Here is a 14,208-nt window from a genome sequence, read left to right as displayed (position 1 = left end):
ATCGTGAGGCACTGCACTGGGCGGTGACTACCGGCGGCTTCAACAGTGAAACAGTACAGGACGTCATGCTGGGTGCGGTGGAACGCCGCTTCGGCAACGATCTTCCGTCGTCTCCAGTGGAGTGGCTGACGGATAATGGTTCATGCTACCGGGCTAATGAAACACGCCAGTTCGCCCGGATGTTGGGACTTGAACCGAAGAACACGGCGGTGCGGAGTCCGGAGAGTAACGGAATAGCAGAGAGCTTCGTGAAAACGATAAAGCGTGACTACATCAGTATCATGCCCAAACCAGACGGGTTAACGGCAGCAAAGAACCTTGCAGAGGCGTTCGAGCATTATAACGAATGGCATCCGCATAGTGCGCTAGGTTATCGCTCGCCACGGGAATATCTGCGGCAGCGGGCTTGTAATGGGTTAAGTGATAACAGATGTCTGGAAATATAGGGGCAAATCCAGTACGCGTACTAACCAAATCGCGCAACGGAAGGCGACCTGGGTCATGCTGAAGCGAGACACCAGGAGACACAAAGCGAAAGCTATGCTAAAACAGTCAGGATGCTACAGTAATACATTGATGTACTGCATGTATGCAAAGGACGTCACATTACCGTGCAGTACAGTTGATAGCCCCTTCCCAGGTAGCGGGAAGCATATTTCGGCAATCCAGAGACAGCGGCGTTATCTGGCTCTGGAGAAAGCTTATAACAGAGGATAACCGCGCATGGTGCTTGGCAAACCGCAAACAGACCCGACTCTCGAATGGTTCTTGTCTCATTGCCACATTCATAAGTACCCATCCAAGAGCACGCTTATTCACCAGGGTGAAAAAGCGGAAACGCTGTACTACATCGTTAAAGGCTCTGTGGCAGTGCTGATCAAAGACGAAGAGGGTAAAGAAATGATCCTCTCCTATCTGAATCAGGGTGATTTTATTGGCGAACTGGGCCTGTTTGAAGAGGGCCAGGAACGTAGCGCATGGGTACGTGCGAAAACCGCCTGTGAAGTGGCTGAAATTTCGTACAAAAAATTTCGCCAATTGATTCAGGTAAACCCGGACATTCTGATGCGTCTGTCTGCACAGATGGCGCGTCGTCTGCAAGTCACTTCAGAGAAAGTGGGCAACCTGGCGTTCCTCGACGTGACGGGCCGCATTGCACAGACTCTGCTGAATCTGGCAAAACAACCAGACGCTATGACTCACCCGGACGGTATGCAAATCAAAATTACCCGTCAGGAAATCGGTCAGATTGTCGGCTGTTCTCGTGAAACCGTGGGACGCATTCTGAAGATGCTTGAAGATCAGAACCTGATCTCCGCACACGGTAAAACCATCGTCGTTTACGGCACTCGTTAATCCCGTCGGAGTGGCGCGTTACCTGGTAGCGCGCCATTTTGTTTCCCCCGATGTGGCGCAGACTGATTTATCACCCCGATATCAACTATGCACTTCGACAAACGCTGGTGCTATGTTTGCCCGTGGCCGTTGGGTTAATGCTTGGCGAATTACGATTCGGTCTGCTCTTCTCTCTCGTTCCTGCCTGTTGCAATATTGCGGGCCTTGATACGCCTCATAAACGTTTTTTCAAACGCTTAATCATTGGTGCGTCGCTGTTTGCCACCTGTAGCTTACTGACACAGCTGCTACTGGCAAAAGATGTTCCCCTGCCCTTTTTGCTGACCGGATTAACGCTGGTACTTGGCGTCACTGCTGAGTTGGGGCCATTGCACGCAAAATTGCTTCCCGCATCGCTGCTGGCAGCCATTTTTACCCTCAGTCTGGCGGGATACATGCCGGTCTGGGAACCGTTGCTCATCTATGCGTTGGGCACTCTCTGGTACGGATTGTTTAACTGGTTTTGGTTCTGGATCTGGCGCGAACAACCGCTGCGCGAGTCACTAAGTCTGCTGTACCGTGAACTGGCAGATTATTGTGAAGCCAAATACAGCCTGCTTACCCAGCACACCGACCCTGAAAAAGCGCTGCCGCCGCTGCTGGTGCGCCAGCAAAAAGCGGTCGATCTAATTACCCAGTGCTATCAGCAAATGCATATGCTTTCCGCGCAAAATAATACTGACTACAAGCGGATGCTGCGTATTTTCCAGGAGGCGCTGGATTTACAGGAACATATTTCGGTCAGTTTGCATCAGCCGGAAGAGGTGCAAAAGCTGGTCGAGCGTAGCCATGCGGAAGAAGTTATCCGCTGGAATGCGCAAACCGTCGCCGCTCGCCTGCGCGTGCTGGCTGATGACATTCTTTACCATCGCCTGCCAACGCGTTTTACGATGGAAAAGCAAATTGGCGCACTGGAAAAAATCGCCCGCCAGCATCCGGATAATCCGGTTGGGCAATTCTGCTACTGGCATTTCAGCCGCATCGCCCGCGTGCTGCGCACCCAAAAACCGCTCTATGCCCGTGACTTACTGGCCGATAAACAGCGGCGAATGCCATTACTTCCGGCGCTGAAAAGTTATCTGTCACTAAAGTCTCCGGCGCTACGCAATGCCGGACGACTCAGTGTGATGTTAAGCGTTGCCAGCCTGATGGGCACCGCGCTGCATCTGCCGAAGTCGTACTGGATCCTGATGACGGTATTGCTGGTGACACAAAATGGCTATGGCGCAACCCGTCTGAGGATTGTGAATCGCTCCGTGGGAACCGTGGTCGGGTTAATCATTGCGGGCGTGGCGCTGCACTTTAAAATTCCCGAAGGTTACACCCTGACGTTGATGCTGATTACCACCCTCGCCAGCTACCTGATATTGCGCAAAAACTACGGCTGGGCGACGGTCGGTTTTACTATTACCGCAGTGTATACCCTGCAACTATTGTGGTTGAACGGCGAGCAATACATCCTTCCGCGTCTTATCGATACCATTATTGGTTGTTTAATTGCTTTCGGCGGTACTGTCTGGCTGTGGCCGCAGTGGCAGAGCGGGTTATTGCGTAAAAACGCCCATGACGCTTTAGAAGCCTATCAGGAAGCGATTCGCTTGATTCTTAGCGAGGATCCGCAACCTACGCCACTGGCCTGGCAGCGAATGCGGGTAAATCAGGCACATAACACTCTGTATAACTCATTGAATCAGGCGATGCAGGAACCGGCGTTTAACAGCCATTATCTGGCAGATATGAAACTGTGGGTAACGCACAGCCAGTTTATTGTTGAGCATATTAATGCCATGACCACGCTGGCGCGGGAACACCGGGCATTGCCACCTGAACTGGCACAAGAGTATTTACAGTCTTGTGAAATCGCCATTCAGCGTTGTCAGCAGCGACTGGAGTATGACGAACCGGGTAGTTCTGGCGATGCCAATATCATGGATGCGCCGGAGATGCAGCCGCACGAAGGCGCGGCAGGTACGCTGGAGCAGCATTTACAGCGGGTTATTGGTCATCTGAACACCATGCACACCATTTCGTCGATGGCATGGCGTCAGCGACCGCATCACGGGATTTGGCTGAGTCGCAAGTTGCGGGATTCGAAGGCGTAATACAGGCTAAACCATCGGATAAGGCATTCACGCCGCATCCGACATATTTTGCCTGATGCGTCTTATTTACGCCCCAACCACCTTCGCCACCGCGTGGGCGAAACGTTGCATCCCTTCATCGATATCCGCATCTTCCACCACCAGCGACGGTGCTAAACGCATCACATCCGGTCCGGCATTCAGCACCATTACGCCAACCTCTGCACCCGCATACAGGAAATCACGCGCCCGACCTTTGTAGTGTGGTTTCAGCTCCGCGCCAATTAACAGCCCCATACCGCGAATATCGCTAAACACATCGTACTGCTGATCGATCTTCTGCAAATGGTCAACAAAACGCTGGCGTTTCGCCTGAATGCCTTCCAGCACTTCAGGGGTATTGATGATATCAAACGCCGCGCCCGCTACTGCACAGGCCAGAGGATTACCGCCGTAGGTGGAACCGTGAGAACCAGGATGAAACGCAGAAGCAATTTCCGCCGTGGTCAGCATGGCGCTAATCGGGAAGCCGCCGCCTAACGCTTTCGCAGAAGTCAGAATATCCGGCGTCACACCGTAGTACATGTAAGCAAACAAATCGCCAGTCCGCCCCATCCCGCACTGCACTTCATCAAACACCAATAATGCCTGATGTTGATCGCACAGCTCGCGCAAGCCCTGCAAAAACTCTGGCGTCGATGCCGTCACACCGCCCTCGCCCTGGATCGGCTCAACCACCACCGCACAGGTGTGATCATCCATCACCGCTTTCACTGCATGGAGATCGTTAAAGGGAACGTGGATGATGTCTGCCGGTTTCGGCCCAAAGCCGTCGGAATATTTTGGCTGCCCACCCACCGAAACGGTAAACAGCGAGCGACCATGAAAAGCGTTATGGAAGGCAATAATTTTGGTTTTGAACGGGCTATGACGCACACAGGCGTAATGGCGTGCCAGTTTAAAGGCGGTTTCGTTAGCTTCCGTGCCGGAGTTCATAAACACCACGCGTTCGGCAAACGTCGCCTCAATCAGTTTGCGCCCAAGACGCAGCGCCGGTTCATTGGTGAAAACGTTACTGATATGCCACAGAGTTTCGCCCTGGGTTTTTAACGCGTTCACCAGCGCAGGATGGCAATGGCCCAACGCCGTAACTGCAATGCCACCCGCGAAATCGACATACTCCTTGCCTTGCTGATCCCAGATTCGGCTGCCCTGACCTTTTACCGGAATAAACTCTGCCGGAGCATAAATCGGCAGGATCATTTCATCGAAAGTCGCGCGTGTAATTGCTGTTTGTTCAATTGCCATCTCATGATCACCCTGTTACGCATAAATAAATGTGAAATTATAATCACAAAATATGCATAAAAAATCACTGAATGGCAATCGGAAATCAGAGATGCAGGAAATTAGCCAGCAGTTGATGTCCTTGTTCGCTAAGAATACTTTCTGGATGGAACTGCACACCTTCCAGATCCCACTGGCGATGGCGAATCCCCATAATCTCGCGGGTTTCGCTCCAGGCCGTCACGTCAAAGCACGCTGGTAATGAGCCAGGTTCCACCACCAGCGAATGGTAGCGTGTCACGGTAAGTGGATTTGCCAGCCCCCGAAATACGCCCTCACCGTTATGTGTAATCGGCGAGGTTTTGCCGTGCATGACCTTTGCGGCGCGCACAACTTTACCGCCAAATGCCTGCGCCATTGCCTGATGACCGAGGCAGACGCCAAGAATCGGCAAGCGCCCGGCATAGTGGCGAATAACGTCAAGGGAGATCCCGGCTTCATCTGGCGTACAGGGGCCGGGTGAGATGACAATTTTTTGTGGTTTAAGGGCGTCGATATCCGCCAACGTCAACGCATCGTTGCGCTTAACCAGCACATCCGCCCCCAGTTCACAAAAGTACTGGTAGAGGTTCCAGGTAAAAGAATCGTAGTTATCAATAAGCAGGATCATGGCGGCTCCGGTACGAAAGAACCGCGCTATTTTACTCAGATTCCCCGGCTTCGCTTACCACTTTGCTAAATATCATCTGCAGTGCGGTGAGATCCCCCATTGCCCCACTCTGATTTGCCTGATTCCAGGCCTCTTTTTCGATACCCTGCCAGCTCAGTTGATATCCGGCATGAATCGCCAGTTGCTCGAAGAAGATCCGCTGTGCCAGACCACTTCCCACCCGGAAGGGATGCAGCACGTTGATTTCACAATAGTAATGCGCCAGCCGCTCGACGAACTTCGTTTTCTCCAGGCCAACCAGATAACCTTCTTCCTCCAGATCCTGCATCAGGGCATTGCCCTCTTTTTCTATATAAGCAAAGTGGCAGAACGGCGTATCGCCCTGATAAATATCAACTTCACGCAGTTGCCCTGCCCAGTCGAAAATATCCTGATACAGCTGGCGATGGATAGTTCGCAAATGCGGTAAACCGCGCACCAGCGGACCAAGCTCAATGGTCGCAGCACGCAGCGCCGTCATTTCGTAAGCGGCCTGTTCCAGCCGTTGTTGCTGGCGGATGTTCAGCCGGTTACGCATGATATCAAGGCCTGGATAAAGATACGGATCGCGCCCTTCGCCGAATTTATCGCTCATAGTGCCTCCTCAGCTCTACAAGGCGCGCTAAAGCCTCTGCGACAGTAAGAGTGACTAAAGGCATCTCGACGCCTTCAAGACGGCGACTGGCCTGGAAATTACGATTACGCTGAAGCTCCCAGAGACGGGACTTTTGCTTATCGGTGAGTTTCTTCACTTGATGCCTCCCTGAACGTGTCCATTTGCCACAAGTATAAGCGGCAAATCCGGGTTACGCCGGGAGAGCAGAAGCGCGGGCAAGATTGCCCGCGCGAGAAATCATTACGGCAGGACTTTAGCGGAAAGGATAACTACCGGTTTTGACGGCACATTCTGGTACGGACCAACGTCATGAGTCGGCACCTGGGAAATCTTATCGGCCACGTCCATGCCTTTCACCACTTTACCAAATACCGCGTAACCGAAATCACGCTGACCATGGTCAAGGAAGGCGTTATCGGCAACGTTGATAAAGAACTGGCTGGTGGCGCTGTCTTTGTCAGCGGTACGCGCCATCGCGATGGTGCCACGCGTGTTGCGCAGGCCGTTATCGGCTTCATTTTTGATTGGCGGGTTTGGTTTTTTCTGCTGCATCTGCTCGGTGAAACCGCCGCCCTGAATCATAAAGCCAGGAATGACGCGGTGAAAGGTAGTGTTGTTATAAAAACCGCTGTTCACATAATCGACAAAGTTTTGCACAGACACTGGCGCTTTTTGTTTATCCAGCTCCAGTTCGATGTTACCAGCTGAGGTTGTCAACAATACGTGCGGGTCCCCTTTCGCTGCCATTGCTGCGGGAGAAAGAGCAGAAAGAGCGAAAACAGCAGCCATCGCCGCCAGGGTCGATTTGAACATGAGATTTCCTTAACAAACAGAGCAGAAAAAAAGCAAGTGAAGAGATTCTAAATAGCCTTCAAGAACAAGGCCATCCCTTTACCTAATTTTACGTATCTGAAATATATGTAACCTGACGATCACTTTTTATTCCGTGATCAAGATCACCTCTTAAAATGCAATTTAGCAACCGATTGCAATAAAACATTTAAACAGATCACAAAATCACCTAAAATCACCCGCTCGCGGCATATCCCGCTATGCCATTTTATTTTTGAACGCAGGCCAATCATGACTAACAGCAATCGCATCAAGCTCACATGGATTAGCTTTCTCTCCTACGCACTGACTGGTGCGTTGGTTATTGTCACCGGGATGGTGATGGGAAATATCGCCGATTATTTCAATCTGCCTGTTTCCAGTATGAGTAACACCTTCACCTTCCTCAACGCCGGCATTTTAATCTCTATCTTCCTCAACGCCTGGCTGATGGAAATCGTCCCGTTGAAAACGCAGTTACGTTTTGGCTTTCTCCTGATGGTGCTGGCGGTTGCCGGTTTGATGTTCAGCCACAGCCTGGCGCTGTTCTCGACGGCGATGTTCATTCTCGGGGTGGTCAGCGGCATTACTATGTCGATTGGTACATTCCTGATAACACAAATGTATGAAGGGCGTCAGCGCGGTTCCCGCCTGTTATTTACTGACTCCTTCTTCAGTATGGCTGGGATGATTTTCCCAATGATCGCCGCGTTTCTACTGGCGCACAGCATTGAGTGGTACTGGGTTTATGCCTGCATCGGGCTGGTGTATGTCGCTATTTTTATTCTGACCTTCGGCTGTGAGTTCCCAGCACTGGGCAAACATGCACCAAAAACGGATGCTCCGGTAGAGAAAGAAAAGTGGGGGATCGGCGTACTGTTTCTCTCTGTTGCGGCGCTGTGCTACATCCTCGGTCAGTTAGGTTTTATCTCCTGGGTGCCTGAGTATGCCAAAGGCCTGGGCATGAGCCTGAACGACGCGGGCACGCTGGTGAGTAACTTCTGGATGTCATACATGGTCGGCATGTGGGCGTTCAGCTTTATTCTTCGCTTCTTTGATTTGCAACGCATTCTGACCGTACTGGCTGGTCTGGCTGCGATTCTGATGTACGTCTTTAACACCGGAACACCAGCACATATGGCGTGGTCAATTCTCGCTCTGGGCTTCTTCTCCAGCGCGATCTATACCACCATCATCACCCTGGGTTCACAGCAGACCAAAGTACCGTCGCCAAAACTGGTTAACTTTGTCCTGACCTGCGGAACCATCGGTACTATGTTGACCTTTGTGGTTACCGGCCCGATTGTTGAACATAGCGGTCCGCAGGCGGCACTGCTTACAGCAAACGGTCTGTACGCTGTCGTCTTTGTGATGTGCTTCCTGTTAGGTTTCGTCAGCCGTCACCGTCAGCATAACACCCTGACCTCTCATTAATTGCTAATGCCGGACGGCACTATCGTCGTCCGGCCTTTTCCTCTCTAACCCCGCTACGTGCATCTATTTCTATAAACCCGTTCATTTTGTCTATTTTTTGCACAAACATGAAATGTCAGACAATTCCGTGACTTAAGAAAATTTATACAAATCAGCAATATGCCCCTTAAGGGGTATATAAAGGTGAATTTGATTTACATCAATAAGCGGGGTTGCTGAATCGTTAAGGTAGGCGGTAATAGAAAAGAAATCGAGGCAAAAATGAGCAAAGTCAGACTCGCAATTATCGGTAACGGTATGGTCGGCCATCGCTTTATCGAAGATCTTCTTGATAAATCTGATGCGGCCAACTTTGATATTACCGTTTTCTGTGAAGAACCGCGCATCGCTTATGACCGCGTACACCTCTCGTCTTACTTCTCTCACCACACCGCCGAAGAGCTGTCGCTGGTGCGCGAAGGCTTCTACGAGAAACACGGCATCAAAGTTCTGGTCGGCGAACGCGCTATCACCATCAACCGTCAGGAGAAGGTGATTCACTCCAGCGCCGGACGTACCGTTTTTTATGACAAGCTGATCATGGCAACCGGTTCCTACCCGTGGATCCCACCAATCAAAGGTTCTGATACTCAGGACTGCTTTGTCTATCGCACCATTGAAGACCTCAACGCCATTGAATCCTGCGCCCGTCGCAGCAAACGCGGTGCCGTTGTTGGTGGCGGCCTGTTAGGTCTGGAAGCCGCTGGCGCGCTGAAAAACTTAGGTATTGAAACCCACGTTATCGAATTTGCCCCTATGCTGATGGCGGAACAGCTTGATCAGATGGGTGGCGAGCAGCTGCGTCGCAAAATCGAAAGTATGGGCGTGCGCGTTCACACCAGCAAAAACACCCTTGAGATTGTGCAGGAAGGTGTCGAAGCACGTAAAACCATGCGTTTTGCCGACGGCAGCGAACTGGAAGTCGACTTTATCGTCTTCTCTACCGGTATCCGTCCGCGCGATAAGCTGGCAACCCAGTGTGGTCTGGACGTTGCTCCGCGTGGGGGTATCGTCATTAATGATTCCTGCCAAACTTCCGATCCGGATATCTACGCTATCGGTGAATGCGCAAGCTGGAACAACCGTGTATTTGGTCTGGTAGCACCTGGCTACAAAATGGCGCAGGTCGCCGTTGACCATATTCTCGGTAGCGAAAACGCCTTTGAAGGTGCTGACCTTAGCGCCAAGCTGAAACTGCTGGGCGTGGACGTAGGCGGTATTGGTGATGCTCATGGTCGCACGCCTGGCGCACGTAGCTACGTTTACCTCGACGAAAGCAAAGAGATCTACAAACGCCTGATCGTCAGCGAAGACAACAAAACCCTGCTCGGTGCGGTACTGGTGGGCGATACCAGCGACTACGGTAACTTGCTGCAACTGGTGCTGAATGCTATCGAGCTGCCGGAAAACCCGGATTCTCTGATTCTGCCGGCGCACTCGGGTAGCGGTAAGCCGTCTATCGGTGTTGATAAACTGCCGGACAGCGCGCAAATCTGCTCCTGCTTCGACGTCACTAAAGGTGATCTGATTGCTGCCATCAACAAAGGCTGCCACACAGTTGCGGCGCTGAAAGCTGAAACCAAAGCGGGTACTGGCTGCGGTGGCTGTATCCCGCTGGTCACTCAGGTACTGAACGCGGAACTGGCGAAACAGGGCATCGAAGTTAACAACAACCTGTGCGAACACTTTGCTTATTCGCGTCAGGAACTGTTCCATTTGATCCGCGTTGAAGGCATTAAAACCTTCGAAGAACTGCTGGCGAAACACGGCAAAGGCTACGGTTGTGAAGTTTGTAAACCGACCGTCGGTTCGCTGCTGGCCTCCTGCTGGAACGAATACATTCTGAAGCCAGAACATACTCCGCTGCAAGATTCTAACGACAACTTCCTCGCTAACATCCAGAAAGACGGGACCTACTCGGTGATCCCGCGTTCTCCGGGCGGTGAAATCACCCCGGAAGGGCTGATGGCAGTGGGTCGTATCGCGCGTGAATTTAATCTCTACACCAAAATCACCGGTTCCCAGCGCCTGGCGATGTTTGGCGCACAGAAAGACGATCTGCCAGAGATCTGGCGTCAGCTGATTGAAGCCGGCTTCGAAACCGGTCATGCCTATGCGAAAGCACTGCGTATGGCGAAAACCTGCGTGGGTAGCACCTGGTGCCGCTACGGCGTTGGCGACAGCGTCGGCCTCGGCGTGGAACTGGAAAACCGCTACAAAGGCATCCGTACGCCGCACAAAATGAAGTTCGGTGTCTCCGGCTGTACCCGTGAATGTTCAGAAGCTCAGGGTAAAGACGTGGGTATTATCGCCACTGAAAAAGGCTGGAACCTGTATGTTTGCGGCAACGGCGGCATGAAACCGCGTCATGCGGATCTGCTGGCAGCGGATATCGATCGCGAAACGCTGATCAAATATCTCGACCGCTTCATGATGTTCTACATCCGTACCGCCGACAAACTGACGCGTACCGCGCCGTGGTTAGAAAACCTCGAAGGCGGCATCGATTACCTGAAAGCGGTGATCATTGACGACAAACTGGGGCTGAACGCTCATCTAGAAGAAGAGATGGCGCGCTGCGTGAAGCGGTAGTGTGTGAGTGGACTGAAACGGTCAATACACCGTCCGCGCAGACTCGCTTCAAACACTTCATCAACAGCGACAAGCGTGACCCGAACGTGCAGATGGTGCCAGAGCGCGAACAGCACGTCCGGCAACGCCGTATGAACGTATCCCGGTAACTCTGGTGGAGGACAACGCATGAGCCAGTGGAAAGACATCTGCAAAATCGATGACATCCTGCCTGAAACCGGCGTCTGCGCGCTGTTAGGCGACGAGCAGGTCGCGATTTTCCGCCCGTATCACAGCGACCAGGTGTTTGCGATCAGCAACATCGATCCGTTCTTCGAGTCCAGCGTGCTGTCACGCGGGCTGATTGCGGAACACCAGGGCGAGCTGTGGGTCGCCAGCCCGCTGAAAAAACAGCGTTTTCGCTTAAGTGATGGCTTGTGCATGGAAGACGAACAGTTTTCCGTCAAACATTACGAAGCACGAGTGAAAGACGGCGTGGTGCAGCTGCGCGGTTAATGTTTTAACGGGAGGCGCAATGCCTCCCCTTTTTGCATGGTCCTGTAATGACCTTCGGTATATTGCAGGACATTTTTTAAACTTTTTGTTTTATTTTTTTGTTTTTATTTTTTAAAGGATAATCAAATGTTTACAGACACTATTAATAAGTGTGCGGCTAACGCTGCGCGCATTGCACGCCTGTCGGCAAATAACCCGCTCGGCTTTTGGGTCAGCTCCGCCATGGCGGGCGCGTATGTGGGTCTTGGGATCATCTTGATTTTCACGCTCGGTAATTTGCTCGACCCGTCCGTACGTCCGCTGGTGATGGGCGCGACCTTTGGTATCGCCTTAACGCTGGTGATTATCGCCGGTTCTGAACTGTTCACCGGACACACCATGTTCCTCACCTTTGGGGTAAAAGCGGGCAGCATCAGCCACGGGCAAATGTGGGCAATCCTGCCGCAAACCTGGCTGGGTAACCTGGTCGGTTCCGTCTTCGTTGCCATGCTCTATAGCTGGGGCGGCGGTAGCCTGCTGCCGGTAGATACCAGCATCGTTCACTCCGTCGCGCTGGCTAAAACCACTGCACCGGCAATGGTACTCTTCTTCAAAGGTGCATTGTGTAACTGGCTGGTTTGCCTGGCAATCTGGATGGCGCTGCGCACTGAAGGGGCGGCGAAATTTATCGCTATCTGGTGGTGTCTGCTGGCATTTATCGCGTCCGGCTACGAGCACTCTATCGCTAACATGACGCTGTTCGCGCTCTCCTGGTTCGGCAACCACAGCGAAGCCTACACGCTGGCGGGTATTGGTCATAACCTGCTGTGGGTGACGCTGGGTAATACTTTATCAGGTGCCGTATTCATGGGATTGGGTTATTGGTATGCTACGCCGAAATCGAATCGTCCGGTTGCGGACAAATTTAATCAAACTGAAACGGCTGCCGGTTAATTACTAAGGGGTTTTTACGTGGATCATTTGCCTATATTTTGCCAATTACGCGATCGCGACTGTCTGATTGTCGGCGGTGGTGATGTCGCGGAACGCAAAGCAAGGTTGCTGTTAGACGCAGGCGCTCGCTTAACGGTGAATGCATTAGCGTTTATTCCACAGTTCACCGCATGGGCAGATGCAGGCATGTTAACCCTCGTCGAAGGGCCATTTGATGAAAGCCTTCTCGACACCTGCTGGCTGGCGATTGCAGCGACGGATGATGACACGCTTAACCAGCGCGTCAGCGAAGCCGCTGAAGCTCGTCGCATCTTCTGTAACGTAGTCGATGCGCCGAAAGCCGCCAGCTTTATTATGCCGTCGATTATTGACCGCTCACCGCTAATGGTAGCGGTCTCCTCTGGCGGCACCTCTCCGGTTCTGGCGCGCCTGTTGCGCGAAAAACTCGAATCACTGCTGCCGTTGCATCTGGGCCAGGTGGCGAAATATGCCGGGCAATTACGCGGGCGAGTGAAACAACAGTTCACCACGATGAGTGAGCGTCGCCGTTTCTGGGAGAAATTGTTCGTTAACGACCGCCTAGCGCAGTCGCTGGCAAACAACGATCAGAAAGCCATTACTGAAACGACCGAACAGTTAATCAACGAACCGCTCGACCATCGCGGTGAAGTGGTGCTGGTTGGTGCAGGTCCGGGCGATGCCGGGCTGCTGACGCTGAAAGGACTGCAACAAATTCAGCAGGCAGATGTGGTGGTCTACGACCGTCTGGTTTCTGACGATATTATGAATCTGGTACGCCGCGATGCTGATCGCGTTTTCGTCGGCAAACGCGCGGGATACCACTGTGTACCGCAGGAAGAGATTAACCAGATCCTGCTGCGGGAAGCGCAAAAAGGCAAACGCGTGGTGCGGCTGAAAGGTGGCGATCCGTTTATTTTTGGCCGTGGTGGCGAAGAGCTGGAAACACTGTGCAACGCGGGTATTCCGTTCTCGGTGGTTCCGGGTATTACCGCAGCTTCTGGTTGCTCTGCCTATTCGGGTATTCCACTCACGCATCGCGATTATGCCCAGAGCGTACGCTTAATTACCGGACACTTAAAAACCGGTGGCGAGCTGGACTGGGAAAACCTGGCGGCAGAAAAACAGACGCTGGTGTTCTATATGGGGTTGAATCAGGCCGCGACTATTCAGCAAAAGCTGATTGAACACGGTATGCCTGGCGAAATGCCGGTGGCAATTGTCGAAAACGGAACGGCAGTCACGCAGCGCGTGATTGACGGTACGCTCACGCAACTCGGTGAACTTGCTCAGCAAATGAACAGTCCATCGCTAATTATTATTGGTCGGGTTGTTGGCCTGCGCGATAAACTGAACTGGTTCTCCAACCATTAATTTAACCCGGGCCAGAGAATTCTGGCCTTCTTAATGACTCTTTTTATATATTCAGCAAATAAAACATAACCCCTTAATAAATATTATCTGCTAATGGGTTATATTCACCGTTACAGCGACTTACAAAATTAAGTCATTCGCTCACTGACGCCAATTAAATATTCCTGTATCGTTCTTAACGAGCAGTCTGCTTAGGTAATGCTGCCAACTTACTGATTTAGTGTATGATGGTGATTTTAAGGTGCTTGCGTGGCTTCCATTTCCATCAGATGTCCTTCCTGCTCCGCTACTGAAGGCGTGGTGCGTAACGGCAAAAGCACTGCCGGACATCAGCGCTATCTCTGCTCTCATTGCCGTAAAACATGGCAACTACAGTTCACTTACACCGCCTCTCAGCCCGGTAC

General features: G+C 52.1%; 13 protein-coding genes and 1 pseudogene. 9 read left to right on the top strand and 5 right to left on the bottom strand.

The genetic code is table 11. From position 1 onward, the window contains the following. From BFF42_RS00505 to BFF42_RS00495, 3 genes are all read left to right on the top strand, one after another. The coding region (locus BFF42_RS00505; RefSeq protein WP_039060739.1) for an integrase core domain-containing protein at nucleotides 1–446 on the top strand (446 nt) is incomplete at its 5' end. Between the two features lie 277 nt (nucleotides 447–723). Next, nucleotides 724–1,356, top strand: a complete 633-nt coding sequence (gene crp / locus BFF42_RS00500; RefSeq protein ID WP_000242755.1) for a cAMP-activated global transcriptional regulator CRP — start codon at nucleotides 724–726, stop codon at nucleotides 1,354–1,356. Between the two features lie 50 nt (nucleotides 1,357–1,406). Continuing rightward, nucleotides 1,407–3,497 (top strand): YccS/YhfK family putative transporter, encoded by a 2,091-nt coding sequence (locus BFF42_RS00495; RefSeq protein ID WP_001295162.1) that lies wholly within the window; start codon nucleotides 1,407–1,409, stop codon nucleotides 3,495–3,497. A gap of 66 nt (nucleotides 3,498–3,563) precedes the next feature. Here BFF42_RS00495 and argD read toward each other — a convergent pair whose 3' ends face one another. The 5 genes from argD to ppiA all read right to left on the bottom strand — a co-directional run bounded on the left by argD (nucleotide 3,564) and on the right by ppiA (nucleotide 6,901). Next, nucleotides 3,564–4,784: a bifunctional acetylornithine/succinyldiaminopimelate transaminase gene (gene argD / locus BFF42_RS00490; RefSeq protein ID WP_000963759.1), complete on the bottom strand. Its 1,221-nt coding sequence runs from the start codon at nucleotides 4,782–4,784 to the stop codon at nucleotides 3,564–3,566. 85 nt (nucleotides 4,785–4,869) lie between these two features. Then, entirely contained in the window at nucleotides 4,870–5,433 is a 564-nt protein-coding gene (gene pabA / locus BFF42_RS00485; RefSeq protein ID WP_000601849.1) for an aminodeoxychorismate synthase component 2, read from the bottom strand. Between the two features lie 31 nt (nucleotides 5,434–5,464). Continuing rightward, the gene (locus BFF42_RS00480) at nucleotides 5,465–6,067 is read right to left on the bottom strand and encodes a putative adenosine monophosphate-protein transferase Fic (RefSeq protein ID WP_001280650.1); all 603 of its coding nucleotides are present in this window, start codon (nucleotides 6,065–6,067) and stop codon (nucleotides 5,465–5,467) included. After that, nucleotides 6,057–6,224 carry a YhfG family protein gene (locus BFF42_RS00475; RefSeq protein ID WP_000736866.1) on the bottom strand — a complete coding sequence of 56 codons (168 nt, stop codon included), beginning with the start codon at nucleotides 6,222–6,224 and terminating at the stop codon, nucleotides 6,057–6,059. Before BFF42_RS00475 ends, BFF42_RS00480 begins: the two co-directional genes overlap by 11 nt. A gap of 104 nt (nucleotides 6,225–6,328) precedes the next feature. Further along, on the bottom strand, nucleotides 6,329–6,901 hold the full coding sequence (gene ppiA, locus BFF42_RS00470) for a peptidylprolyl isomerase A (RefSeq protein ID WP_000477225.1): 573 nt from the start codon (nucleotides 6,899–6,901) through the stop codon (nucleotides 6,329–6,331). A gap of 270 nt (nucleotides 6,902–7,171) precedes the next feature. Here ppiA and tsgA point away from each other — a divergent pair, with 270 nt between their 5' ends. The 6 genes and pseudogenes from tsgA to BFF42_RS00435 form a co-directional block, all read left to right on the top strand. After that, entirely contained in the window at nucleotides 7,172–8,353 is a 1,182-nt protein-coding gene (tsgA, locus tag BFF42_RS00465) for an MFS transporter TsgA (protein WP_000185256.1), read from the top strand. A 261-nt stretch (nucleotides 8,354–8,614) separates the two neighbouring features. Then, nucleotides 8,615–11,156: pseudogene (gene nirB / locus BFF42_RS00455) on the top strand (NADPH-nitrite reductase large subunit). Next, on the top strand, nucleotides 11,153–11,479 hold the full coding sequence (gene nirD, locus BFF42_RS00450; protein ID WP_000084764.1) for a nitrite reductase small subunit NirD: 327 nt from the start codon (nucleotides 11,153–11,155) through the stop codon (nucleotides 11,477–11,479). The pseudogene nirB and the gene nirD overlap by 4 nt, the downstream one beginning before the upstream one ends. 126 nt (nucleotides 11,480–11,605) lie before the next feature. Then, nucleotides 11,606–12,412: a nitrite transporter NirC gene (gene nirC, locus BFF42_RS00445; protein ID WP_000493557.1), complete on the top strand. Its 807-nt coding sequence runs from the start codon at nucleotides 11,606–11,608 to the stop codon at nucleotides 12,410–12,412. An 18-nt stretch (nucleotides 12,413–12,430) separates the two neighbouring features. Then, entirely contained in the window at nucleotides 12,431–13,804 is a 1,374-nt protein-coding gene (gene cysG, locus BFF42_RS00440; protein ID WP_000349885.1) for a siroheme synthase CysG, read from the top strand. Nucleotides 13,805–14,053: 249 nt separating this feature from the next. Beyond that, nucleotides 14,054–14,208: IS1 family transposase (locus tag BFF42_RS00435; RefSeq protein ID WP_001348782.1), on the top strand; the 155-nt coding region annotated here is incomplete at its 3' end.

The organism is Shigella sp. FC1661, assembly GCF_001712525.1.
Taxonomy (GTDB): Bacteria; Pseudomonadota; Gammaproteobacteria; order Enterobacterales; family Enterobacteriaceae; genus Escherichia; species Escherichia coli.
This window is presented reverse-complemented; position numbering and strand designations above follow the sequence as displayed.